Source organism: Pedobacter sp. FW305-3-2-15-E-R2A2 (assembly GCF_038446955.1).
Classification (GTDB): Bacteria; Bacteroidota; Bacteroidia; order Sphingobacteriales; family Sphingobacteriaceae; genus Pedobacter.
Genome location: NZ_CP151803.1, coordinates 329,059 through 353,128 on the forward strand (window position 1 = coordinate 329,059; position 24,070 = coordinate 353,128).

21 protein-coding genes are annotated in these 24,070 nt (G+C 42.8%); 2 read left to right on the plus strand and 19 right to left on the minus strand.

Going from position 1 to position 24,070, the window contains the following annotated elements:
* Window positions 1-63 precede the first annotated feature (63 nt).
* From AAFF35_RS01285 to AAFF35_RS01330, 10 genes are all read right to left on the minus strand, one after another.
* Window positions 64-936 (minus strand): sugar phosphate isomerase/epimerase, encoded by an 873-nt coding sequence (locus AAFF35_RS01285; RefSeq protein ID WP_342330526.1) that lies wholly within the window; start codon window positions 934-936, stop codon window positions 64-66.
* 10 nt (window positions 937-946) lie between these two features.
* Entirely contained in the window at window positions 947-1,828 is an 882-nt protein-coding gene (locus tag AAFF35_RS01290) for a TIM barrel protein (RefSeq protein WP_074608782.1), read from the minus strand.
* Window positions 1,828-3,066, minus strand: a complete 1,239-nt coding sequence (locus AAFF35_RS01295) for a nucleoside permease (RefSeq protein WP_342330527.1) — start codon at window positions 3,064-3,066, stop codon at window positions 1,828-1,830. The genes AAFF35_RS01290 and AAFF35_RS01295 overlap by 1 nt, the downstream gene beginning before the upstream one ends.
* 32 nt (window positions 3,067-3,098) lie before the next feature.
* Window positions 3,099-3,788 carry a DUF1080 domain-containing protein gene (locus AAFF35_RS01300; RefSeq protein ID WP_342330528.1) on the minus strand — a complete coding sequence of 230 codons (690 nt, stop codon included), beginning with the start codon at window positions 3,786-3,788 and terminating at the stop codon, window positions 3,099-3,101.
* A gap of 80 nt (window positions 3,789-3,868) precedes the next feature.
* Window positions 3,869-5,314 (minus strand): Gfo/Idh/MocA family oxidoreductase, encoded by a 1,446-nt coding sequence (locus tag AAFF35_RS01305; protein ID WP_342330529.1) that lies wholly within the window; start codon window positions 5,312-5,314, stop codon window positions 3,869-3,871.
* Window positions 5,315-5,363: 49 nt separating this feature from the next.
* Window positions 5,364-5,753: a c-type cytochrome gene (locus AAFF35_RS01310; protein ID WP_342330530.1), complete on the minus strand. Its 390-nt coding sequence runs from the start codon at window positions 5,751-5,753 to the stop codon at window positions 5,364-5,366.
* A 17-nt stretch (window positions 5,754-5,770) separates the two neighbouring features.
* Entirely contained in the window at window positions 5,771-6,823 is a 1,053-nt protein-coding gene (locus AAFF35_RS01315; protein WP_342330531.1) for a sugar phosphate isomerase/epimerase, read from the minus strand.
* Between the two features lie 5 nt (window positions 6,824-6,828).
* Window positions 6,829-7,989 carry a Gfo/Idh/MocA family oxidoreductase gene (locus AAFF35_RS01320; protein ID WP_342330532.1) on the minus strand — a complete coding sequence of 387 codons (1,161 nt, stop codon included), beginning with the start codon at window positions 7,987-7,989 and terminating at the stop codon, window positions 6,829-6,831.
* A 103-nt stretch (window positions 7,990-8,092) separates the two neighbouring features.
* Complete coding sequence (locus AAFF35_RS01325) at window positions 8,093-9,796, minus strand: GMC family oxidoreductase (protein WP_342330533.1); 1,704 nt, start codon at window positions 9,794-9,796, stop codon at window positions 8,093-8,095.
* A gap of 20 nt (window positions 9,797-9,816) precedes the next feature.
* Window positions 9,817-10,476, minus strand: coding sequence for a gluconate 2-dehydrogenase subunit 3 family protein (locus AAFF35_RS01330; RefSeq protein WP_342330534.1), 660 nt, complete (start codon window positions 10,474-10,476; stop codon window positions 9,817-9,819).
* A 258-nt stretch (window positions 10,477-10,734) separates the two neighbouring features.
* Between AAFF35_RS01330 and AAFF35_RS01335 the strand changes: the two genes are divergently transcribed.
* The gene (locus tag AAFF35_RS01335) at window positions 10,735-11,685 is read left to right on the plus strand and encodes an NAD-dependent epimerase/dehydratase family protein (protein ID WP_342330535.1); all 951 of its coding nucleotides are present in this window, start codon (window positions 10,735-10,737) and stop codon (window positions 11,683-11,685) included.
* A 28-nt stretch (window positions 11,686-11,713) separates the two neighbouring features.
* Window positions 11,714-12,439: a YebC/PmpR family DNA-binding transcriptional regulator gene (locus tag AAFF35_RS01340; protein WP_342330536.1), complete on the plus strand. Its 726-nt coding sequence runs from the start codon at window positions 11,714-11,716 to the stop codon at window positions 12,437-12,439.
* On the opposite strand, the gene AAFF35_RS01345 is transcribed toward AAFF35_RS01340, so the two are convergent.
* The 9 genes from AAFF35_RS01345 to AAFF35_RS01385 form a co-directional block, all read right to left on the minus strand.
* The gene (locus AAFF35_RS01345; RefSeq protein WP_342330537.1) at window positions 12,440-13,231 is read right to left on the minus strand and encodes a prolyl oligopeptidase family serine peptidase; all 792 of its coding nucleotides are present in this window, start codon (window positions 13,229-13,231) and stop codon (window positions 12,440-12,442) included.
* An 89-nt stretch (window positions 13,232-13,320) separates the two neighbouring features.
* Window positions 13,321-15,624: a beta-glucosidase BglX gene (bglX, locus tag AAFF35_RS01350; RefSeq protein ID WP_342330538.1), complete on the minus strand. Its 2,304-nt coding sequence runs from the start codon at window positions 15,622-15,624 to the stop codon at window positions 13,321-13,323.
* A gap of 25 nt (window positions 15,625-15,649) precedes the next feature.
* Complete coding sequence (locus tag AAFF35_RS01355) at window positions 15,650-16,306, minus strand: GDSL-type esterase/lipase family protein (protein ID WP_342330539.1); 657 nt, start codon at window positions 16,304-16,306, stop codon at window positions 15,650-15,652.
* Between the two features lie 10 nt (window positions 16,307-16,316).
* A complete protein-coding gene (locus AAFF35_RS01360; RefSeq protein ID WP_342330540.1) occupies window positions 16,317-18,068 on the minus strand; it encodes a family 43 glycosylhydrolase in 1,752 nt (583 codons plus the stop codon).
* A 31-nt stretch (window positions 18,069-18,099) separates the two neighbouring features.
* Entirely contained in the window at window positions 18,100-18,540 is a 441-nt protein-coding gene (locus AAFF35_RS01365; RefSeq protein ID WP_342330541.1) for a hypothetical protein, read from the minus strand.
* Window positions 18,541-18,609: 69 nt separating this feature from the next.
* The gene (locus AAFF35_RS01370) at window positions 18,610-19,959 is read right to left on the minus strand and encodes a glucoamylase family protein (protein WP_342330542.1); all 1,350 of its coding nucleotides are present in this window, start codon (window positions 19,957-19,959) and stop codon (window positions 18,610-18,612) included.
* An 11-nt stretch (window positions 19,960-19,970) separates the two neighbouring features.
* On the minus strand, window positions 19,971-21,644 hold the full coding sequence (locus AAFF35_RS01375; protein ID WP_342330543.1) for a glucoamylase family protein: 1,674 nt from the start codon (window positions 21,642-21,644) through the stop codon (window positions 19,971-19,973).
* Between the two features lie 83 nt (window positions 21,645-21,727).
* Entirely contained in the window at window positions 21,728-22,558 is an 831-nt protein-coding gene (locus AAFF35_RS01380; RefSeq protein ID WP_342330544.1) for a LamG domain-containing protein, read from the minus strand.
* 20 nt (window positions 22,559-22,578) lie between these two features.
* Entirely contained in the window at window positions 22,579-24,066 is a 1,488-nt protein-coding gene (locus AAFF35_RS01385; protein WP_342330545.1) for a RagB/SusD family nutrient uptake outer membrane protein, read from the minus strand.
* Window positions 24,067-24,070 lie beyond the last annotated feature (4 nt).

The following is a 24,070-nucleotide window of genomic DNA, read 5'->3' on the forward strand; positions in this document are numbered from 1 at the left end:
CCGACATAAAAAAAGGGAAGTGGCTTTGTCAACCACTTCCCTTGATACTTTAAGATCTTATTCTTAAATCAAATCGTGATTTACATGGTCGAAGCTTTTCTTAATGCTTACAAATGGATCCATGGAGAAGTTTTCCTGCTCTACGATCGCATGTTTCAGCCCTGCCTGCTTGGCGTGCTTAAAAATCGACTTAAAGTCGATGCTTCCGCTACCTACTTCGGTATTGATGGAAGGTTTTGCCTTATCCATATCCTTCACGTGCCACATAGGGAAACGTCCCGGATATTTGTTGAATAAAGCAACAGGATCATTTCCTGACCTCACTACCCAATATAAGTCCATTTCAAACTTGACGTTGTCTTTATCCGTTTCCTGAAGCATGATTTCATATCCGGTTCCACCATCATATTTTTTGAATTCGAAATCATGATTGTGGTAAGCAAGCGTTAAGCCAGATTTTTTACATATTTCAGCAGCTTCGTTTAAGCGGGCTGCTACTTTTTTATAATCATCAAGGCTGGATCTCAGGTCTTCGCCTAACCATGGTACGGTCAGGTAAGACATACCGATTCCTTTTGCACCTTCGATATTGATCTTTAAATCGTCCTGATTGCCATCTTTAATGAAAGCATCTAAACCAAAATGTCCACTAGGTGCTTTTAATCCGTTTGCATCCAGAAGGCTTTTGAAGGCTTTAGGATCCAGTCCCCAGTAGCCACCTTTAGCAGAATAGCCATAGGTTTCCACTTCTTTATAGCCCGCTTTGGCTACTTTCTCGATTACTCCTGTAACGTCTTTCCCAATCACATCACGTAAGGTGTACAATTGAAGACCAACTGGTTTTGCTTTTGCAGGTGTACAGGCAAATGAAGGCAATACAATAGCTCCTGCTGCGGCAATCCCTACATTTTTTATAAATGTTCTTCTTGAATTCATAGCTTTTAATTTATACGTCACAAATATTTACTGCATCTCTCAGTGATTTGAGCTTATCCTTGTATCGCGGAATAAATTCCTGTGCGAGGTAACCCTTAAAGCCTGTCGCAAGAATGGCTTTAATAATTGCCGGATAAAATAACTCCTGAGTATCGTCTATTTCGTTTCTTCCGGGTACTCCGGCAGTATGGTAGTGTGAAATGTATTGGTGGTATTTATTAATGTTGGCGATCACATTGCCTTCGTCAATTTGCATGTGGTAAATGTCGTACAACAGTTTAAAGTTCTCTGAACCTAGCCTTTTGGCCAGTTCAGCACCCCATGCAGTGGTATCACACTGATAATCTTTATGGTCAACTTTGCTGTTTAACAACTCCATCACCAATACCACATTGTGCTTCTCGGCAATGCCGATCACTTGTTTTAATCCTTCCACACAGTTGTTCCATCCGGTTTCGTCATCTTTACCGCGACGGTTTCCGCTAAAACAGATCAGCTGTGTATATCCGGCTTCCGCAACCTTAGGAATCATTTCTGAATAATTTTTAATCAGGGTAGCGTGAAATTTAGGGTCATTCCAGCCGTCAACAAGGTTGATTTCCGCGCCGTTACACATCGAAGAATACAAACCATGTTTCTTCAGGATGTGCCAGTCTGCAGGACCTACCAGGTCAATTGCTTTCAATCCTATTTTTTTTGCTTCTATACAGAGCGCCTCTAATTCCATGCCACCGAAACACCATCGGCAAACAGAGTGGTTTACATTTCCTTTCAATGCCGTTGATTTATAGGGTTCCAGTGCAAAGGAAGGTAAGGCTGCAGATACGCCCAATGCGGCAGTTCCGGCAACGATGCTTTTCAATGCAGTTCTCCTGCTTAGTTCTTCGCTCATTAGTGGTTCAGTTGGGCTTCCACTTTCTTTTTATCGGTAAAGAAGAGTGCAAACAATAAAAAGACAACAAATGCGATTCCTGAAGGGATGATCCATACCATTTTCCAATCGAACGAACCATCGGCAAGTTTGTAGGTATCGGTGATCCATCCTGCAACCTCAAAACCTACCAGCATTCCTACACCGTAGGTAGCCAGGGTAATTAAGCCTTGTGCAGAGCTTTTGTATTTATCTCCGGCAGCAGAGTTGGTATAGATCTGTCCTGATACAAAGAAGAAGTCATAGCAAATACCATGAAGGGCAATTCCGAGAATCAGCATGAAGCTCAGGTCACTTGCATTTCCATAAGCAAACAGTGCATAACGGATTCCCCAGGCCAGCATTCCTACTAAAATGGTTTTCTTAAAGCCAAATTTGGTAAAGAATACCGGTAAAAGTAACAGGAAGAGCACTTCGGAAATCTGTCCGATCGTCATTTTTCCGGTAGGATTTTCCAGACCAACATTGGAAAGGAAAGGGTGGGCATTCTGATAATAGAAAGCCAATGGAATACAGATCAGGATCGAAGAGATAAAGAAGATGGCAAAGTTTTTATCCTTTAACAGCTTTAAGGCGTCAAGGCCTAAAATCTCTGATACTTTTACCTTTTCTCCAGATGATACTTTTGGAGGTGTTTTTGGTAGGGTAAAACTGAATAAACCCAATGTCAGAGAGGCAATACCAGCCATTAGAAACGTGTTTTTCAACATTCCGGCTTTTGCAGCTTCGGCGGTATCCCAATGGAAATAGAAACTGATCAATAAACCTGCGGCAATCCATCCGATTGTTCCCCATACCCTGATGGTAGAGAATTCTTTTTCCGGATCTTTCATCTGATTGAAGGAAACCGAGTTGACCAGTGCCAGGGTAGGCATAAACAGAATCATATAGCCCAGGACATAAGGATAAAATACATTGATGTCTGTGGCATTATACATCTGATACATCAGCACGGCACCTACCAGGTGCAGGATTCCAAGAATCTTCTCCGCATTAAAATAGCGGTCAGCAATCAGTCCAATGATAAAAGGGGCAATGATCGCTCCCCAGGATTGGGTAGAGAACACTGATGCACTCTGGCCTCCTGTTGCACTGAGGTTATTCCCCAGGAAGGTGCCCAGTGTAACAAACCATGCGCCCCAGATAAAGAATTCCAGGAACATCATGGCTGACAATTTGATGCGGTTGTTTAGGTTCATTTTTGGTTAGTTATATCTCGTTTTTTTATCAATTATAGTTCTTTAATCATAATATTGCGGTACCAAACCTCATTACCATGATCCTGAAGGGCAATCTTTCCTGATTTGAAAGTAGCAAAACCTTCCCATCCTTTAAACTTGCTTCCTGCAACCAGGGCTTTAAACTGATCATCCCAAAGGGTGGTACTCACGATTTTAACGCCATTTAATTTAAGTTCCAGTTTGCCGTTTTTGCTGATGATCTCAGCTGTGTTCCATTCTCCGACAGGTTTTACCGGCTCTGAACTGCTTTTAATCAGGTCATAAAGGTCTCCTGAACGGTGTTTGGTAATCTTTCCGTCCGGATGGCCATCATTGTCCAATACCTGCATCTCTAAACCAGTACTATAGGTATTGGAGTATTTAGCCTTGTCTTCATTGACATAGAAAATAATTCCGCTGTTTGCTTTTGGAGCTACTTTCCAGTCGATTTTAAGGTGGAAATTACTGTATTCCTTATCGGTTACCAGGTCTCCGCCACCTTCTCTTCCTGATTTAGGAACAAAATGAAGCGTACCATCTTCTACCTGCCATTTACTGCCTGCTGTAGTCTGGCCATACGTATGCCATCCTGTGGTAGATTTACCGTCGAACAGTTTTGTAAATCCTTTTTTGCCAGATTGTGCTGTTGCAGATCCGATGACCGCAGTTAAGAACATGGCTGAGAAAATATATTGTTTCATCTATTTATTTTTTGGTTTTAATTGTCAGATGAAGCCTTTAGTGTCGGCTTCATCATCTTGTTTTTTAGCTGAACTGAGGATTACCATCCTTTACGGTATTCACGTTGTACATATTGGTTTACCGCATCAAAATTGGTGACTCTCATTTTGTCATTATCCCAAAGTAATTTGATGTTTCTGCCAGGGAAACTTGCCCTGCCTTTATCATTTTTCAATTGGATATCAGTTGCTCTGATCGCCAGATTGGCCATCAATAAGGCTTCCGTTAAAGGACCTGCAATTTCAAAAGGAGAACTCAGTTCTTTCTTGCCATATCCGGCAATACAAGCTTCTACCCATTGTGCATAGTGTCCGTCTGCGCCACCTTTAACCCTTGCCAGGCTTTCAGGAACCCTGATGTCTTTATTTTTGCTCAATGGCAACAACCTTGGATCTGCACTATACGTACTGGCCATCATTTTACCTTTGGTACCAATAAATAAAGTTCCGTTTCCACCATCACCAAACACTTCGTTTGCTTCCAGTTCTTCCGGTCTTTCCGGCTGAATACCGCCGTCCATCCAGTGAACAACCACATCACCCTTGGTTTTATTCGTTTTAGGGAATTTTAAGGTTACGTGGCTTGATGGCGGACAACTGTCAGGGAAATAGCCCCTTTTGAATTCATCCACATATACAGAACCAACGCTGGCCTGAACTTCTGAAGCGTATTTCAGGTTCAGCATGCTGAATGGTGCCTCTAACAAGTGGCATCCCATATCGCCCAATGCGCCTGTTCCATAATCCCACCAACCTCTCCAGTTGAATGGAACCAGTTTTTCCACGTAATCTTTATAAGGAGCAGTTCCCAACCATAAATTCCAATCCAGGTCACTTGGCACTTGCGCTTTGTTGGCCGACCATGGTATGCCCTGAGGCCATACCGGTCTGTCTGTCCAGGCATATACCGTGTGTACATCACCAATTAAACCTGCATCATACCATTCCTTCATCTGCCTTGGCCCATCATTAGATGCACCCTGGTTTCCCATTTGCGTCACTACTTTATATTTTGAAGCTGCTGCGGTTAATGCACGGGCTTCATAAATGTCGTGGGTTAATGGTTTCTGAACGTATACGTGTTTCCCCAGTTGCATGGCCGCTAAAGCCTGTATAGCATGGCTATGATCCGGAGTAGAAACCGACACTGCATCGAAGTTCTTGGATTCTTTGTCGAACAGCTCACGGTAATCTCTGTAATATTTTGCTTTCGGGAATGCCTTTACACTGGCAGCAGCCCTGGAGTCATGTACATCACAAAGGAAACCGATTTCGGCTTTACCGCTTTTATAAAAATTAGCAATGTCCGACTGTCCTTTACCTCCGGCGCCAATCCCAGCAATAATCAGGCGGTCACTCGGTGCGGTAAATCCTCTTCCGCCTAAAACATGACGGGGAACAATCATAAATGCAGTCGCTGCAACAGCAGCAGTCTTAAGGAAACTCCGTCTCGACGTCGTGTCCTGGTTCTTGTTGGTTTCTTCCATGGTTTACAGGTTGGTTCTGTGGTTTATAGGTTGGTTCTGTGGTTCAGGGTTATTTTTTTAATGATAGAATATATCTTACCATTTCTTTGGCATCATCCTTAGAAAGGCTGGCATGTGGCGTCATTGGAACTTCTCCCCATACACCTTTACCACCAGCAATGATCTTTCCTGCCAATAATTCAATGGTTTCATCATTCAAGCTGTATTTAGCTGCAATCTCTTCGTAGGTTGGGCCAATTACTTTTGTTACTTTATTGTGGCATCCGATACAATCTGCCGTAGCGATCAGTCTTTCTCCAGGGTGTTTCTCTGTGGAGGCGGTGCTTGCAGCAGGTGTACTTTCAGTTGTTGAGGCGGTGTTTGTTGCATTTGATTCCGGGCTTCCGCAAGAAGCTAAAGCAAGAACAAAGCAGGCCAGGATAAATAGTGTGTGTTTCATTTTGTGTTGTATTAATATTATAGACCTAAAATTTTATTGTTGAAATCATCATTTCCACCGGAAGCGGCAAAGTCGTCGAAAGCCCTGTCCGTTACCTTAATGATGTGTTTACTGATCAGTTCAGCGCCTTCTTTTGCACCTACCTGAGCATCTTTAATCGGGCATTCCCATTCCATTACTGCCCATCCCTGATAATCGTATTGGGCCAATTTACTGAAAATGGTTTTAAAATCCACCTGACCATCACCTGGCGAGCGGTATCTTCCTGCACGGTTTGCCCAGCCCTGGTATCCACCAAAAGTTCCTTGTTTTCCTGTAGGGTTGAACTCAGAATCTTTCACATGGAAAGCTTTGATGCGTTCATGGTAGAAATCGATATACTGAATGTAATCCAGTTGCTGTAATACAAAATGCGATGGATCGTATAGCAAACAGGCACGGGGATGGTTGTTCACTTTTTCCAGGAACATCTCGTAAGTGATGCCATCGAAAAGATCTTCTCCAGGGTGGATCTCATAACATACATCCACACCGCAGTTGTCGAATTCATTTAAAATCGGGGTCCATCTTTTGGCAAGTTCGGTAAAGGCAGCGTCTACCAAGCCTTCCGGGCGCTGTGGCCAGGGGTGGAACATGTGCCAAAGCAGGGAACCACTAAAAGTAGCATGGGCGTTCAATCCCAGGTTTTGGGAAGCTTTCGCCGCATATTTTAATTGCTGAACTGCCCATTTGGTCCGTTCAGCAGGGTTGTTTTTATATTGATCAGGAGCAAAAGCATCAAATGCAAGGTCATAAGCCGGGTTTACAGCCACCAGTTGTCCCTGTAGGTGGGTAGAGAGTTCTGTAATCTCTAATCCATGTGCCTGTACCTTACCTTTTAACTCATCTGCATAGGTTTTACTCTCTGCCGCCTTTTGAAGGTCGATAAAACGGGAATCAAGTGTCGGCATCTGAATGCCTTTAAAACCTAATCCTGCCGCCCATTCACAAATGGCATCCAGGGAATTGAAAGGGGCTTCATCTCCAATAAACTGGGCAAGAAAAACTCCGGGTCCTTTAATTGTTGTCATGATGTTTATATATTAAAATCAAACCACTTTTGATCAGAGGCTGAGGAAGCCACCACGTTTTCAATAAATGCCATACCTCTTACGCCATCTTCTACTTTAGGGAAGTCGAGCATCGCAGCTGTTGGTACTTCCCCTTTTTGGATCGCTCCTAGTGTTAACGCAAAGTTTCTGTAAATATTTGCAAAAGCTTCCAGGTAACCTTCCGGATGTCCTCCAGGAACACGGGTATTGTGTTTGGCAATGTCAGACAGGTAAGGTTGTCCGGCGCGGTAAATCTGTGCCGGCTGATCCAACCATTTTACGATTAAGGTATTCGGTTCCATCTGGTGCCATTCCAGGCCTCCTTTTTCTCCGTAAATTTTAATTTTTAGCGCATTTTCTTCTCCTGCAGCAATCTGCGAAGCAATCAGAACACCGTTGGCACCATTGTCGAACTTCAACAATACGTTACCATCGTCATCTAATCCGCGACCGGGAACCACGATATTTAAATCTGCACAAAGCTTAGTAATCTTTAATCCGGAGATGTATTCTGCCAGTTGTGCAGCATGTGTACCGATATCTCCCATACAACCGCTTTTGCCACTTTTCTTTGGGTCTGTGCGCCATGCAGCGCCAGAGTTGCCTTCTTTTTCAGTCAGCGTACTCAGCCATCCCTGTGGATATTCGACCATTATTTTTCTAATGGCACCGAATTTTCCTTCTTTCACCATTTCCCGGGCTTGTTTCACCATCGGATAACCGGAATAGGTATGGGTAAGGCAAAGCACCAGTCCTGTTTCTTCAACTTTTTGTTGCAGTTGTTTTGCTTCCTCCAGGGATAAGGCAATAGGTTTCTCGATTACGACATTAAAGCCGTGCTCAAGCGCCATCATTGCAGGCGCAAAATGAGCGAAATTGGGGGTCACGATAGTGACGAAGTCTATGCGTTTATCTGCCGGCAGCTGACTTTCTTTTTCGATCAGCTCCTGATAGTTCTCATAGATTCTGTCGTCATCCAGGAAAAGTTCTTTTCCGGATTGTCTGCCTATTTCAGGGTTTACACTTAAAGCGCCACAGCAAAACTCAACCTGACCATCCATATTTGCTGCAATGCGGTGAACGGCGCCGATAAATGCGTCTTTACCTCCACCGATCATGCCCATTCTCATCTTTCTGTTGTTCATCAGAATAATTTATTATTTGTTGTTTTTAATGATATCTAAACCGACTTAGCAGGGTCTAAATATAAAACCTGCATGCCAGTTCTACAAGCATGCAGGTTTAATTTTAAAGGTTTCCTTTTTTAAGTTCATTAACTGCAAAATCACATGCCCTTGCGGTCAGTGCCATATAGGTTAATGATGGATTCTGACAAGCTGCAGAAGGCATACATGAACCGTCGGTTACGAATACATTTTTCACTTCGTGCATCTGGTTAAATTTATTCAACACAGAGGTTTTAGGATCATGTCCCATACGGGCGGTACCCATTTCATGGATGGCCATTCCCGGAGTAGAGCCATTATCATAAGTATGTACATCCTTGATTCCTGCGGCTTCCAGCATTTCGGCAGCATCGTTCATCATGTCTACGCGCATTTTTTGCTCGTTATCTTTGAATTCACAATCAATTGCCAGAACAGGTTGTCCCCATTTGTCTTTTTTATTTTTATCAATGTAAACACGGTTTTCATGGTATGGAAGAGATTCTCCGAAACCACCTAATCCCATATTCCAGGCACCCGGAACGGTCATCTGGTCTTTGAAATCACCGCCAAAAGCAAGCTCAGCAACTTCTCCATGCCAGTTTCCGCGACTTGCACCGCCCTGGTATCCAAAGCCCCTTACATAATCACGTTTGTCGTTGCCAATGTTTCTGTATCTCGGAATATAGATCCCGTTTGCCCTTCTTCCGAAGGTGTATTTATCATCAAAACCTTCTGCTCTTCCCGAAGCACCACAACGGAAATGGTGGTCCATCAGGTTATGGCCCAATTCGCCGCTTCCATTACCTAATCCATTAGGGAAGATGTCTGAAGTAGAGTTTAGCAATAAGAAAGTAGAGCCTAAAGTTGATCCGTTAACGAATACAATTTTTGCATAATACTCAATCGTTTCCTTAGTTTCAGAATCGATCACGACTACTCCTTTTGCTTTTTGTGTTTCTTTATCGTAGATGATGGTATTTACCAGGGAGAAAGGACGAAGGGTTAAATTACCTGTCGCCACTGCTGCCGGAAGGGTAGAAGACTGGGTACTGAAATAAGCGCCAAAAGGACAGCCCCTGCTACACAGGTTCCGGTATTGGCATTTACCCCTTCCGCCATGTTCCACCGTTAAATTTGCCGTACGGCCGATGGTCATGATTCTGGATTTTTTCCATTTGTCTTCAATTCTTTTCTTCACATCTTTTTCCACACAGTTCATTTCCATTGGAGGAAGGAATTGTCCGTCGGGGAAGTGAGGATAGTTTTCTGCCTGTCCGCTGATTCCTGCAAATTTCTCTACATAATCGTACCATGGGGCAATGTCTTTATACCTGATCGGCCAGTCTACACCGTGTCCGTCTTTTGCATTGTCTTCGAAATTCAGGTCACTCAAGCGGTAACTCTGACGGCCCCACATCAATGATTTACCACCTACATGGAAACCACGGTACCAGTCAAAACGTTTCACTTCTGTATAAGGACAGTCGTGGTCATTTACCCAGAAGCTTTCATTGTATTCCTGATAAGGATAATCTCTGATCTGAACCGGATGGGTCTCTTTTTGCGCTTCCGTTAACCTTCCGCGGTGTTCAAATTCCCAAGGCTTTTTCATCGCCGTGGTATAGTCTTTTATGTGTTCAACGTTTCTTCCTCTTTCCAGAAGTAAAACTTTTAAACCTTTTTCTGTCAATTCTTTTGCAGCCCAGCCGCCACTGATTCCTGATCCTACAACGATCGCATCATAAGTATTCTGCGCCGTCGCCTTTGTATTTAAATTGCTCATTGTCTAATTTTATAAAAGATTTATGCCCAAACTTTTTGACCCGGTTTTAAGTCCACACAGCCGTCGTAACGGCCGGGGATTTCTACATAGGCCATGGCCTTGGTAGCACCGATCTCTGAAGTGAAATAACCCAGTAAGGTTAAATCCCTGATGATTGCAAAGAACTGAGGGGCGGTTTTTGGCTTGTCCTTAGGGGTCATTGCATTTCCTGGAGCTTCTTTTTCAGACTTTTTCACAATTACGTTTTCTTTTTGTTTCTCTAAAGCATCTTTTTCCACTTTGCTTGCTGCAATGGTCGCCTCACGAACTTTGTTTAAAAGTTCCTGACGCTGTGCTACAGAAATCTCAAGGAATGATTTTTTAAAGGTGTCTTTTGATTGTTTTTCCAGATCTTCAAGACCCTTGGTGAATGCTTTTTGAGCATCTGAAGGGTAGCAATCTTTGACCATCATGGCGATAAATGGTCCTACTCCAGCTTCTTTAGCCCCAGGTGTGCTTGTGTTTGGGATAATGATGTCAGCTACTTCGGTAATTAGTTTTTCCTGATCTGCGGAAAATAAACTACCGGCAGTTGATGTGGATGGTGAATTGCAACTCTCTAAAAATACTCCGATCGTAGTTGCGGATAATGCTGCCCCCATTAAAAAGGCGACACTCTTCACTGCTTCTCTTCTGTCCATATTAGGCGGTTTAGGTGTTTATATGTGGTTATAAGTGTGTTTTGTTTTGTAATAATAAGCAAAAATTAACAGTTAGTGTTATAAATACACAGTATTTATAAATATATAATGTTTTTGTTACTTAATCAATTTTCTACGCTATTCTTTCGGAGGATAGAATGGGAGAGGTAAGGAATATCAGGGAGATGCATGATAAATCATAAACATTTTATATAGGTTTGTTACGTTTTTTTAACTTTGTCAAAATCCAAATAATTCATGATTGAGAAAATATTAGTATTGGGCTCTAACGGTCAGATCGGCACTGAACTTGTAACCGCCTTACGTAAGAGCTATGGTGAGAGTAATGTAGTGGCCTGCGACATTCGCAGACCTGATTATGACATCAAGAACTCAGGACCATTCGAGTTTGTGAATGTGCTTGAAAAAGACATTCTGAACAACATTTTTCAGAAATATAAACCTACACAGGTCTATTTACTTGCGGCATTGTTATCGGCTACAGGAGAACAGAATCCTAAACTGGCCTGGGACCTGAACATGAATGGTTTGCTTAATATTTTAGACCTGGCCATCACTTACAAAACGGCTAAGGTATACTGGCCAAGTTCAATTGCAGTATTTGGGCCGAACTCGCCTAAAGATGCAACGCCTCAGTATTGCGTAATGGATCCGAATACCGTGTATGGAATCAGTAAACTTGCTGGCGAACGCTGGTGTGAATATTATAACCAGAAATTTGGCCTGGATGTCCGCAGCATCCGTTATCCTGGATTGATCAGTTGGAAAGCTGCTCCGGGTGGAGGAACAACAGATTACGCGATTCATATTTTCCATGATGCATTAACTAAAGGAAGTTATGCTTCGTTCTTAAATGCGGAAACGGAATTGCCAATGATGTATATGGACGATGCCATCCGTGGTACGATCCAGTTAATGGATGCAGAGTCGAGTAAAATATCTATCCGTTCCAGCTATAATTTTGGTGGGGTAAGTTTTACGCCCGAGGTTTTAGCGGCAGAAATCAGAAAACATATTCCGGATTTTACCTTAACTTACAAAGACAATGATCCGCGTCAGGAAATCGCGAACAGCTGGCCACGTTCTATCGACGATAGCTTTGCTCAGAAAGACTGGGGATGGAAACCAGAGTTTGACTTGTCGAAAATGACGGTAGATATGTTGAAAAACTTACAGAGTAATCATTAATAAGGGAGATCCTTAAATAAAATATACAATGGGAAGAGCATTTGAATTTAGAAAAGAGCGGAAATTTAAGCGTTGGGCTAAAATGGCCGTTCAATTTACCAGGATAGGTAAAGAGATTGTAATGGCCGTTAAAGATGGTGGCCCTTCACCGGATACCAACTCCCGCTTACGTACGGCGATCCAGAATGCGAAGGCAGTAAATATGCCGAAGGATAGGGTCGATGCTGCCATTAAAAGGGCATCGAATAAGGATGAAAATGGTTACGAAGAGTTTGTGTACGAAGGTTATGCACAGCATGGTGTAGCCATTCTGATCGAAACAGCTACAGATAATACCAATAGAACTGTGGCGAATGTGCGCAGTTACTTCAATAAGACAGGTGGTACTTTAGGTAAAACAGGATCTCTGGATTTTATTTTCAGCCGCAAGTCTATCTTCCGTTTCTTACCTGGAGAGAAAGACCTGGAAGAACTGGAATTTGAATTGATTGATGCCGGTTTAGAAGAATTGTACCTGGAAGCAGATGAAGAAGGAAACGACATTGCAGTTGTACAGACTGCTTTTGAAGACTTCGGGAAAATGCAGAAGGCTTTAGAAGATACAGGCCTGGAAATGAAAAGTGCAAAATTAGAACGCATCTCTCAGTCTACCACTCCTATTACAGAAGAGCAGGCAGTAGATGTATTTAAATTAATTGATAAACTGGAAGAGGACGATGACGTTCAGGCCGTTTATCACAATATGGCGGACTAGTTAACGCTGGTTCTGATTAGAAAATAACCAGGGCAATAGTTTGGGATCTGCAAATGCAGTGTCCCAACTGTTGTGGTTGGCATTCGGATACAAAGTAAGCTTCGGTACTTTCCCCAAAACCTTAAGCTGATCCGCAATGATGGTGGAATGAACTACCGGTACCACATCATCTTTCTCCCCATGAAAGATCCAAAGGGGAACCTCTTTATACTTCTGAACGTTTGCCACGTTATCGCCTCCACAGATGGCAAAGGCTGCTGCAAAAAGTTTCTTTTTTCGCCTCAATAATTCGTAGGTACCCATGGCTCCCATGGATAAACCGCCAATGTATACCTGCTTATGGTCTACAAAAGGTTTGTCCAGAAAGTTGTCAATCATGCCTAGCAATGCATGCATGGCCTTGGTTGGTTTTCCTCTTTTTTGAAAATTAAAGGAGCGTTTGCCTTGTGGATCTGTCCCGAATTCAACATTTGCCCAAAAGCTGTTCTCCGCACATTGTGGAAAAACGATAATGGCAGGGAACTGTTTACGGATATCGTCTTTAAGGAACAGTTTTCCACCGTGTGTCAATTGCTTCTGATTGTCATTGCCTCTTTCCCCGCTTCCATGCAAAAAGAAAAGGATCGGATATTTTTTCGCAGCATCAAAATTCTGAGGAAACAGGATGCGGTAGTAAATGCTGTCTTTTCCTTTAATAAAGCTTCCTTTATCAAATTTTTTAAAATCCTGGGCTTTAGTACCCATGCCACAGATCAGCAGTAACATCGAAATAATTATTGTAGGGCGGTTCATCTTCCAAAATTAAACAATTTAAGAATCATTTAAAAAAAATAAACCCTGACGGCATTTCTGCGGTCAGGGTTTATAATGAGTAGAAAGAACTAAAGTGTCAGCTGGAAGGGTGCTTCCGAGTTATCTCTGGAGTTCGTTCCTATGAATATTTTAAAATCACCAGGTTCGGCAACAAATTTCAAATCTGCATTGTAGAACTTCAGGTCCTCTACAGAAATTTTGAAACTAATGTCTTTGCTTTCTCCGGCTTTTAAATTGATCTTTTGAAAACCTTTTAATTCCTTAACCGGGCGGGTAATGCTGCCCACCAGATCTCTGATGTACATTTGAACCACCTCTTTACCTTCTACTGCACCTGTATTTTTAACGGTGATGGTGGCGGTAATGGTTTCGCCAGCTTTGAACTTAGTTTTGCTCAGTTTAAGATTGCTGTAGTCGAAAGTAGTGTAGCTCAGGCCATATCCGAAAGGATACAAAGGCTCATTGCTCACATCCAGGTAATTGGAACGGAATTTCGAGAACCATTTTCCTTCTTCTAAAGGACGGCCAGTGCTTTTCTGGCTGTAATAAAGTGGAATCTGACCTACATTTTGTGGGAAAGTAGCCGTTAGTTTACCGGATGGGTTTACTTTTCCAAACAGGACATCTGAAATGGCATTCGCTGCCTCTGTACCACCAAACCAGACGTTTAAGATGGCAGGAACATTTTCATCTTCCCATTTCAGGGTCAATGGTCTTCCGGTGAACAGTACCAGTACCACTGGTTTTCCAGTTTTTAACAGGGCCTGCAATAATCTTTTTTGAGGCTCAGGGATGTCAAGGTTGGTCCGACTGGAGCTTTCTCCGCTCATTTCAGAACTTTCGCCAAGGGCGGCAACAACAACGTCAGACTTTTTAGCAGTAGCTACTGCTTCATTGATCATCTCCTCTTCAGTACGGCTATCTCTTGGAATGTCACGGCCAAACATGGTTGCTCTTTTCTGATATTCAGGATCGGTCAATAAATTGGCACCCATGCTGTGTAAGATTTTAAGGTCAGCACCTGCATTGGCTTTTAGTCCTTCCAAAAGAGAAATGGTGTTTTTTAAATCACTGTTTACACTCCAGGTTCCCGGCATATTGCTTCCGGTATTTGCCAGTGGACCAATCAGGGCCACTGTACCTGTTTTCTTAAGCGGTAAGATTTGCCCCTGATTTTTTAACAAAACAAAACTTTGAGTCGCAGTTTCGCGGGCTACCTTTAGGTGCTCCGGAGTCAGGATTTCATTTTTTGCACGTTCTTCACTGCAATAACGGAATGGATCATCAAATAAACCCAGTTTGTATTTTGCTTCCAGTACCAGTCTGCAGGCATTGGTGATTTGTTGTTCCTTAACTTTTCCTTCCTGAACTGATTTTTTCAGGGTGGTTAAAAATCCTTCACCTACCATGTCCATTTCTACTCCTGCATTGATGGAAAGAGCAGAAACGGCTTGTAAGTCGCCTAGTCCATGATCGATTAACTCATTTACGGCGGTATAGTCGGTTACGACAAAACCGTCAAATCCCCATTGCTTGCGCAATAAGTCGGTCATTAACCATTTATTGGCGGTAGCAGGAACCCCGTTGATGTCGTTAAAAGAGGTCATTACGCTTCCTGCACCTGCATCGACTGCTGCTTTATATGGGGGTAAATATTCATTGTACATCCTGTGCAGACTCATGTCTGTGGTGTTGTAATCTCTTCCCGACTCGGCAGCGCCATATAAAGCGAAGTGTTTTACACAAGCCATCATGGTATTGTATTTAGACAAGTCATCGCCCTGATATCCTTTAACCATTGCTTTTGCAATTTCTGAACCCAGGTAAGTATCTTCTCCTGATCCTTCAGAAATTCTGCCCCAGCGCGGATCTCTGGAAATGTCTACCATAGGGGAGAAGGTCCAGTTTAGACCATCAGCAGTAGCTTCAACAGCAGCAATCCTCGCTGTTTTCTCGATGAGTGCCATATCCCAGCTGCAAGACAAGGCCAGTGGAATAGGGAAAGTAGTTTTATAACCATGAATCACATCCTGACCAAAGATGATTGGAATTTTTAAACGGGTCTGATTTACGGCAATTTCCTGTGCTTTACGGATTCTGGCAGGGGTAGTCAAAGAGAAAATTCCTCCTACCTGTCCGTTTTTAATTTTGCTCTCTACACCTGTACTTACTACAGAACCAGTGGTCGCTTCTCCGCCAGTCAGCAGGTTGAGTTGTCCGATTTTTTCCTCCAGTGTCATTTTTGACAGGAGGTTTTTAATAAAGGCATTCATCTTTTGATCGGCCGCTGCTACCGCTTTCTTTTGTTGTGCAAAGCCGGAGCTCAGACTAAAAAGTGCGGCCAGAAAAAATAAGTAAGTCGCTTTTCTCATTATATGTTGTTTTTATGTGTGTTCGTTATTTAATCAGGTAAGGGGTAATGGCTTTGATCCAGATGGCATATCCCTCCGGGTTCATGTGGAGCATATCTTCCAGAAAAAGCTCCGGACGAAGTGCATTATTTTTTAACATTTTGCTGTTTACATCCAGAAACTGTGCGTTTTTATAATGACTCAGGTATTCTTTGATCAGCGCATTGGTATGTGTGTTGGTGGCAGAAAACTTAGTTCTGGAGGGGCTGTTTTTTATGGAAAGATATAAGACCGGAACATCCGGGAATTTATTTCTGACGCTGGTAAAGAAACGGGCAAACCTGTTTAAAGTTTCCAGTGCACTGACACCATCCATGGCGATGTCATTCTCACCGCTATAAATTACTACCTGACGCGGTTGATAAGGATAGACCAGATCGGCCACATAATAGTTGGCCTGGGCGAGGGTAGAACCACCAAAACCTCTGTTGATGGCCTGATAATCTTTAAAGACGGTTTCCAGCTCTTTCCATTTCTCAAATGAAGAACTACCTACAAACAGAACCCCGTTTTTTGGGGGCATGGAAATGCTGTCTTTGTGTTTAAAATCCTGGATCTCCTTCCAGAAGGCTGGTTTTTCCTGCGCTATTGCTGTTCCGCAACTAATGCTTAATAAAACCAGGAAATAATAAAATCGCTTCATTCTTTTTTGTTTAATTAATCGTCTGCACTTTTGTTCTTTCGGAAAGGCCACTTTCATTAATGGCCTCAATACTGAAATAATAAGTTTTTTCTTTATCCATTCCTTTAAACCAATATTCGTTTGCATTGTGAACCATAATGCAGTTGTATAATTTATCCGGTTCTGTTCCAAGGTAGATGTTGTAGGCATAGGCATCGTTTGACATTTGCCATTTGATCCAGGCGCTACGTTTATCTTTTTCCGTTCTCAGGACGATGAAATCTTTGACCATTTCCGGTTTGGGAAGGTTGCTGTTTCCGAAAACCCTCAATCCGCTGATGGCAAATTTTCCGGTCGGCATGTGAATATTTTCGAGTTTGATGAACCTGGCTTTGACGGGTTTTTCCAGTTCCACATAATCGTGTGGCACATCTTTTTTATTGTTGCTTTTATCAGCGAGCATTTTCCAGCTGCGTCCATCCACAGAATACCAGAGTTTATATTGATGGTGTGTGCCTTGTTGTTTCCCTAAAAAGGCAGCATTCTGATCCGCATAATTAATCTGTACCGCATTTACGGTGGAAAGGGTGCCGAGGTCAGACTGGATCCATTCTCCTTTTTGATCAGAAGCGGCACTCCAATAGGTTCTGATGTTTTCGTCGACCGCATTATTGGCATTGTAATTCCCCAGCGTAGAGGATACACTTACCGGCTTGTTATAGTTGAGTAACATCCATCCCGTGAAGCCGCTTTTTAAATGATCTGTGGCTTTATTGGGAAGGTAATGAGGGTAATCTCCAAAAGCGGCATCCATGTACATCACGTCGTCTTTATCGAAGCCTGCCGGCCAGATGCCGATACGTCTTTCAAAATTGTTTTTAACACCCAATACCATCGTTGAAACATGCCAGTAATTTTTCCAGTTGTCCTGGAAAGTGGCTCCATGTCCGGCGCCGCGGGCAAAGCCTCCGGGTTTATAAGAGAAAGGGAGCGACTGATGTTCGAATGGTCCGAGTGGTGTTTTTCCAATGGCTACACCATCGGCATAACCGCTGAATTCTGTCGCAGGTGCACCATATTGGAGGTAATATTTGCCATTGTGTTTGGTCATCCAGGCACCTTCCATAAAAGGGTCGAGGAAAGTATTGTCCAGATTTTCTCCGAAGCGTTGCCAGCCAAAGCGGTCTGGGTTCAGGAGTAACAGTTCTTTTCTTGTTCCTATGGGCTGGAATGTTTTTCTATTGAGTTCTACACCATAGAGTGGATAGACATTGCTGCTGCCATTATACATGTATAATTTTCCGTCCTCATCCACAAAATGTGCAGGGTCCCATCCGCCAATTTCAAATTCATGAACCGCTTCTTTCCAGTCGTTACCCTTAGGATTGGTACTCATCCAGATGGGAAAGTTCCTGGAATAGGTAGAACCGAAAACAAGCATGGTATCACCCTGTATCCAAACAGAAGGGGCACACAGGTCATCGTATACTTTATGTTCCGGTCTTAAAAATGATTTGGAAACAAAGGTCCAGTTGTTCAGGTCCGGACTCCACCAATAGCCCCATTGGTTGGTGGAAAACAAATAATAGTCTCCTTTATAGTTGACAATTACGGGATCAGCCGTGGCTCTGTGTTTTCCCTGAGTGGCAAAGTTTGGGATAGGGGTGTAACCGTAGTCCAGGTTAACCGGATTACAATAGGTGGTTTGTTTTTGCTGTGCAAATGCCATGATGCTTTGCAGGAAGCAAAACATGAAAATCGTTAAGTGTTTTCTATTAGACATTATATTGAGTTAAATGTTTAGCCAGTACCATTTAGTTAAAGATTTTTATTTGCGCACAGCTTGGACATGCAAGGGCCATTCCGTTGGCCACCAATCCGGTGACCTTGGTTTTGTGCTCCCAATAGATCCACATGTCGTGCGCTCCTCCGGTAGATGATAAGCTGACATTATAGATGTCATTGTTTGCCGGCAGATACCCCAGTACGATTGCGTTGTTGGTATTTGGCGGAAGATAATAGGAAACATAACCTCCGGAGGTTGTGTTCCATAATTGAACATAAACACCGTCGATTGTACTGTTCGTAGCCATCAATGGAATTTGTGCCTGTGTTTTATTAACCTTTTTCTCTGAATTTATAGTTGTTTTTAAAGGGGTGTTTTTATTGCTTTTTGCAAAAGAGTTGTTTGATGGACTTAAAAGTACAACTGTTAATAATAGTGCTGTTAAAGCAGTGAGGGTTCTTTTCATCATTTTAGATTTAGAGTTTAATAGATATGATATGGCTAAACATTTATAAATTGAATCCCCCGATTCTATAAATTACTTAATTGCGGGCGTGCTAAAGCCCAGTTTTGTTAACCCTTTTTGTACATCCGGACTGCTCATGAACAGTTTCCACAATAAGCCGGTCCGGTAGTTTTCAATCATGACAATAATAGGTCCCTGATCAATGGCAAGGTGAGATTTGGCCACCCATTTATGCTGTTCACTAAAAGCGTCTGCAAATCCATATTCTGTCCAGAGCTGATCACCCATGTCTTCGTAAAAATGTCTTAATGCCTGCATGGAGTATTCCGGTGTATAAGGAAATGCAGATAAAGCTGCGGTAGGAGTGATGACACCCAGATCTTCCGTGGGAGAATGAGCCGCATAACCCTGCCAGCTATCGCTCGCCGTTAAGCCCCAGCTTTTTGCGCTGTATCCTTTGTAGTTTTTAGGATTTTCAATGCAGTAAGCTCTATTGATAAGGGTATGGTTTTTATTTTGTTCCCAATAGTCTGCGTATTTGTCTTTTAACCCTCTTGGATCTAGCCCGAGGTAAGAATAATGTGAGAAGAATAATGGGCCGCCGCCATCAAAGCCTAAGGGAAGAGTAATGTCATTGAATTTCTTGCCATTGAAGAAGGTATTGCTCATTGCCCATCCTTCGTCATAAACTTTTTTATCAATGGCATATTTCGGTGCAGAGGCTGCAAGGACATAGGTCATCAGGCATTCGTTATATCCCCTGATCTGGTGGTTCATGCTCCAGCCGTTGTTTGGGCTCCAATGCCAGTAAAGTACATTCTGATTTTGGGTGAACCAATTCCATTCTATGCCTTCCCACATCCATAATATTTTATTTCTGATGTCTCTTTCCGTAGCATTGTCTGCAGTGTAATATTGACGCGCCGTTAACAATCCCTGGAAGAGAAAAGAGGTTTCTACGATATCAGCACCATCGTCTTTAGGGCTGAAGCGGATGGTTTTTCCGGTTTCGCCATTTAGCCAATGCGGGAATGCGCCATGAAACATATCGGCTTTCCAAAGGAAGTCTACGATCTTTTTCGTTCTGGCAGCGGCTTGTTCCCGGGTAATAAACTTACGTTCTGAAGCGACGATCGTAGCCATGATGCCAAAACCGGTTCCTCCGGTAGTGACTACTTCATTTCCGTATTCAAAGGCAACATTGCTACGCTCACGCGCCATTCCACTTACCGGATGTGCAAAGTCCCAGAAATAACGGAAGGTTTGTTTTTGTACGAGATCCAATAACTGGTTGTCGGTTAAATTTTTTTGTATTTTTAGTTCTGGCTTGATGCCTTCAGGATTTTTCTTTTGTGCATTGACCTCGTTAAATGAGCAAATAACGAGGAGCATTAAGCAGATATAGCGTAAGTTTCTTTTCATTTTAAATCGTTTTATAAATTGGGGCTGGTAAAGCCGAGTTTTTCCATTCCTGCTTTTACTTCAGGAGCGCTCATAAATAAGTTCCATAACAATTTGCTGCGGTGGTTTTCAATCATAATGATGATTGGGCCCTGATCAATGGCCAATGTAGAGCTTGCGAACCAGGCATCATGTAAGGAAAACGCATCTGTGAAGCCGTAGCCTGACCAGATTTTATCGCCAAGTTTGTAATAAAAATATTTTAAAGCCTGCATGGATTCTACCGGAGTATAAGGAAAGGAGGAAAGGGCAGCGGTAGGTGAGATGACACCATTGTCGTTGTTAGGTTCATGAGCCAGATATCCGTTGATGTCGTCACTTGCAGTCAGCCCCCAGCAGCTTTCTCCGTAACCATAGAAGTTCTTCGGGTTTGCTTTGGCGTAATTGTAATGGATCAGACTATGCGCCTTTGTTTGGGCTTCATAATCTGCATAAGCATCTTTAAGGCCTATAGGATTGATTCCAAGGAAGGAATAGTGTGAAAAGAATAAGGGCCCGCCATTAACCGGTCCCAGTGGTAATTGTACATTATAAAAGTTACCTCCATTTTTCATACTTCCGTTATTTGCCCATCCGTTGTCATAAACATTTTTTGGGATGCCATGTGTGGTAGAGGAAGCGGCCAGAACATAGGTAATCAAGGCTTCATTCCACCCTTTGATGGGCATATTCATATCCCAACCCAAGGTTGGACTCCAATGCCAGTAGAGGGTATTGGAATTGTCCTTTCTGAACCAATCCCATTCTACTTCATTGTAGATGGTGCTAATGTCTTTTCTTAATGCAGTTTCTATAGGGTCAGGGTTATTGAAAAATTGTCTGGCACTAAGCATGCCTTGCATTAGGAATGAAGTTTCTACCAGATCTGCTCCATTGTCTTTTGGACTGAATGGTATCACTGCGCCTGTATTTCCATCCAGCCAATGTGGATAAGCGCCATGAAAACGTTGTGCTTTATCTTTTAGAAAAGCGACGATTTTTTGCATTCTGCCAAGTCCTTCGCTACGGCTGATGAAGTTCCTGTGGACACCTGTAATTAGCGCCATAATGCCAAAGCCGGATCCTCCTGAAGTAACCAGGTTACCAGACGTATTTCTTTCTCTGGAAAGCCCGCTGTTTGGATGTGCAAAATCCCAGAAATATTTGAAGGTTTGTTTTTGAACCAGGGTCAGGAGTTCGTCGTCGCTGATCAAAGGGAATTTATCTGAGGGATCAACCTGGGTGATGAAATTTACGGTGATGGAACTATTTAAATTCGCCCCTGTTCCCGCTTTTAAATTCGTTTGTACATCCAGGAAATATTTGCTGACCGGTTTTAAGGGGCTGACCGGCTTGATGATCAGATTCTGATCATTGTTCTCATAAGTGATTTCTGTTTTGACAGTATTTCCATCTTTATCTTTAATCAGAATGGCACTTGCTACCGAAGTTTTATCAACAGGACCGGAGAAGGAAACCTTAAATACCGGACTGGTATTTAATCCGAAATAGCTGAAGCCACTAAAAAGCTCATTTACTTTTAACGCTGTAAAGGTAAATGAACCTGTTGGCGGCTTTATGGGCTCAACGGGAATAGGGGTATCCTTCTTAGAACAAGATAACAAAAGCAGTAAGGCACAGGAATAGAGATAATGTCGTAGAGTCATGTCAAAAGGGAGTTGATTTTTTAAAGCGTTGCCTGAATAATCTGGCAACGCTTTAAGACAGTGGTATTTTACTGTAGAAGGAATTATTTTCCTCTTCCTTCTAATTTAGTAATAGAACTGATTTCATCTACAGTAAGTGCTTTGTTAAAGATTTTCACCTCGTCTAACTGCCCTATTAAAGATCCTGCCCATGACTCCTTGCCTGCAGTTGTTGACAGACTAGGTGTGGTTTGGAACTGAAGGGTTCCGAACACCATCTTGGCGGCGTTTTGGAAGGTAATTGGTCCGTAGTTAGGAACATTGAGTGCGTTACCGATTTTACTTCCATTTAAATAAAGCGTAAAATCTGAAGTGGCCTGATTGTAACTCAGGGCCAGGTGATTCCATTTTTTCCATGGACTCGGTACCGTATAAACCTCAGACCAGGCTTCCTTGCTATTGCTGTTGATATGGAATTTAATCAAACCTTTTGTTGCATCGCCACCATTTTCAAGAAAGATGGTAAGATTTCCCCATCCTGCAGCGGAGTTCGCAATGTCAATAAGTCCCGTTGCTACGGTGTTGAGGTCCGACTTAAACCATAGCATCGTGGTAAAGCTTTTCAAGTTTTGTACATCAGTGGGGGTATTTGAAACGACATAGCCATTTGCTGCTACCTGTAACGCTTTTCCTTTTACACCAGCAGAGAAGGAAGTACCCGTAGGTGTACCTGCCGTTTTGGAAACACTGTCGATGGTACTATCATCAAAAGACCACTGTGCAATTAAATTAGCGGAGGCTACCTGCTTGGAGCTGGAATAACCGCCAATATTTAATGCGGGGGCATAACTGGAAGGTTCGAATTTTTTTGTGCAGGAGGAAACCGCAAAAGAAAGCGCTAAGGCCGACACAATATATGATAAGTTTGTTTTCATGTTGTAAGGTTTAATTGGGATTAATAACCTGTGTTTTGACTAAGTACGCCCACACTAATATCTATTTCATTTTGTGGGATTGGCCATACCTCATTTTTATTTGCTTTCCAGCCTTTAGGACCAAATACTGCTGTCGCTCTGCCCTGACGGATCACATCAAAATAGCGGTCAGATTCCATCGCAAGTTCTACTTGTCTTTCATGATAGATGGCGGTACGTAGAGCCCCCTGATCAGTGGTGGTTACTTTTGGCAGGATTGCATTATTACCTTGTCTTGCTCTTGCCCTTACAAGCTCTAAAGAAGAGATCGCCTGACCTGAATTGCCCAATTCATTCGCAGCTTCTGCATTCATGAGTAATACATCTGCATAGCGTAACACCCTTACATTTTGCTGGCTTCCTCTTGGATTTCCATTGTCCCATGGAGAAGAAAAGGGAACATATGCTTTGTGATTGTATTTTGTCGGGTCACCAGGATTAGCCGTAATTGCGTCCCCTTCAGTTGTAGTTGTTCCTACATAAAGAATAGTCGCAGTTCTGCGTGGATCTCCGGTTTCATAAGCACTTTCCAGCGCTGGAGTGGGCACATTAAAGCCCCAGTATCCGGTTTGGGTTCTCACTCCCTGAACCTGCGCGTACTGGCTGTTACTGGCGTCTTTAATGCTTGGATTATAAACGCAATTAATTTCAAATACAGATTCTGAACCGTTTTCATTACTTACCCGGTAAAGGGTCTCGTAATTTGGGAGCAGGCTATATCCTAATCCCATTACCGTATTTGTTAAAGAAAGAACCTGGTCCCATTTCTTCTGATACATGGCTACTTTTGCATGTAATGATAGCGCTGCCCCTTTAGTAATGCGGCCCAGATCAGCAGCAGGATAAGTTGCAGGTAATATGGCTTCAGCATCTTTAAGGTCATTTTCTATAGCTGCCCAAACCTCTGCTTTTGGCGTGCGTGGGATATTAAACTCTGAAACTTCTTTAGGCACTTTTAACCTGAGCGGGACATCTCCAAATGCCCTTACCAATCTGAAATAAGAATAGGCTCTGACAAATTTTGCTTCAGCCAAATAGCGGCTTTTCAGGTTTTCGTCCATAGTAATACCTGGAACGTTATCTAAAACCTGATTACACAGATTGATATTTTGATACTGGCCTTCCCAGAATCCCAGGATTTGTCCGTCTGTAGCAGTAGCTGTGAAATCATCAAAATTGTTCAGGTAACTGGCATCATTTGCTGTACTTCCTTTTTCAGCTTCGTCCGAGCCTATGCTTTCTACCGCCAGTGCGGGAAATGCAGTGTTTGACCAACTCCGTAAATTGCCATATATGGAGCTCACAGCAGCGGTTGCATCATCCTGGGTTTTCCAAAAGGTTTCCGCTGGTTGTTGGCCTTGCGGATCTACATGTAAGAAGCTTTTCTTGCATGAAGTACTGAATAAAATGCTGCCTGTAATGATTACAGTACATGCCTTACGCAGGTTTATATTTTTATATATATTCATTTCT

Coding starts and splice junctions, on each gene's coding strand:
- AAFF35_RS01360 (WP_342330540.1), bottom strand. CDS start 18,068: ATGTCTAATAGAAAACACTTAACGATTTTCATGTTTTGCTTCCTGCAA.
- AAFF35_RS01370 (WP_342330542.1), bottom strand. CDS start 19,959: ATGAAAAGAAACTTACGCTATATCTGCTTAATGCTCCTCGTTATTTGC.
- AAFF35_RS01355 (WP_342330539.1), bottom strand. CDS start 16,306: ATGAAGCGATTTTATTATTTCCTGGTTTTATTAAGCATTAGTTGCGGA.
- AAFF35_RS01345 (WP_342330537.1), bottom strand. CDS start 13,231: ATGAACCGCCCTACAATAATTATTTCGATGTTACTGCTGATCTGTGGC.
- AAFF35_RS01295 (WP_342330527.1), bottom strand. CDS start 3,066: ATGAACCTAAACAACCGCATCAAATTGTCAGCCATGATGTTCCTGGAA.
- AAFF35_RS01335 (WP_342330535.1), top strand. CDS start 10,735: ATGATTGAGAAAATATTAGTATTGGGCTCTAACGGTCAGATCGGCACT.
- bglX (WP_342330538.1), bottom strand. CDS start 15,624: ATGAGAAAAGCGACTTACTTATTTTTTCTGGCCGCACTTTTTAGTCTG.
- AAFF35_RS01315 (WP_342330531.1), bottom strand. CDS start 6,823: ATGACAACAATTAAAGGACCCGGAGTTTTTCTTGCCCAGTTTATTGGA.
- AAFF35_RS01325 (WP_342330533.1), bottom strand. CDS start 9,796: ATGAGCAATTTAAATACAAAGGCGACGGCGCAGAATACTTATGATGCG.
- AAFF35_RS01310 (WP_342330530.1), bottom strand. CDS start 5,753: ATGAAACACACACTATTTATCCTGGCCTGCTTTGTTCTTGCTTTAGCT.
- AAFF35_RS01330 (WP_342330534.1), bottom strand. CDS start 10,476: ATGGACAGAAGAGAAGCAGTGAAGAGTGTCGCCTTTTTAATGGGGGCA.
- AAFF35_RS01300 (WP_342330528.1), bottom strand. CDS start 3,788: ATGAAACAATATATTTTCTCAGCCATGTTCTTAACTGCGGTCATCGGA.
- AAFF35_RS01385 (WP_342330545.1), bottom strand. CDS start 24,066: ATGAATATATATAAAAATATAAACCTGCGTAAGGCATGTACTGTAATC.
- AAFF35_RS01305 (WP_342330529.1), bottom strand. CDS start 5,314: ATGGAAGAAACCAACAAGAACCAGGACACGACGTCGAGACGGAGTTTC.
- AAFF35_RS01365 (WP_342330541.1), bottom strand. CDS start 18,540: ATGATGAAAAGAACCCTCACTGCTTTAACAGCACTATTATTAACAGTT.
- AAFF35_RS01380 (WP_342330544.1), bottom strand. CDS start 22,558: ATGAAAACAAACTTATCATATATTGTGTCGGCCTTAGCGCTTTCTTTT.
- AAFF35_RS01290 (WP_074608782.1), bottom strand. CDS start 1,828: ATGAGCGAAGAACTAAGCAGGAGAACTGCATTGAAAAGCATCGTTGCC.
- AAFF35_RS01285 (WP_342330526.1), bottom strand. CDS start 936: ATGAATTCAAGAAGAACATTTATAAAAAATGTAGGGATTGCCGCAGCA.
- AAFF35_RS01340 (WP_342330536.1), top strand. CDS start 11,714: ATGGGAAGAGCATTTGAATTTAGAAAAGAGCGGAAATTTAAGCGTTGG.
- AAFF35_RS01375 (WP_342330543.1), bottom strand. CDS start 21,644: ATGACTCTACGACATTATCTCTATTCCTGTGCCTTACTGCTTTTGTTA.
- AAFF35_RS01320 (WP_342330532.1), bottom strand. CDS start 7,989: ATGAACAACAGAAAGATGAGAATGGGCATGATCGGTGGAGGTAAAGAC.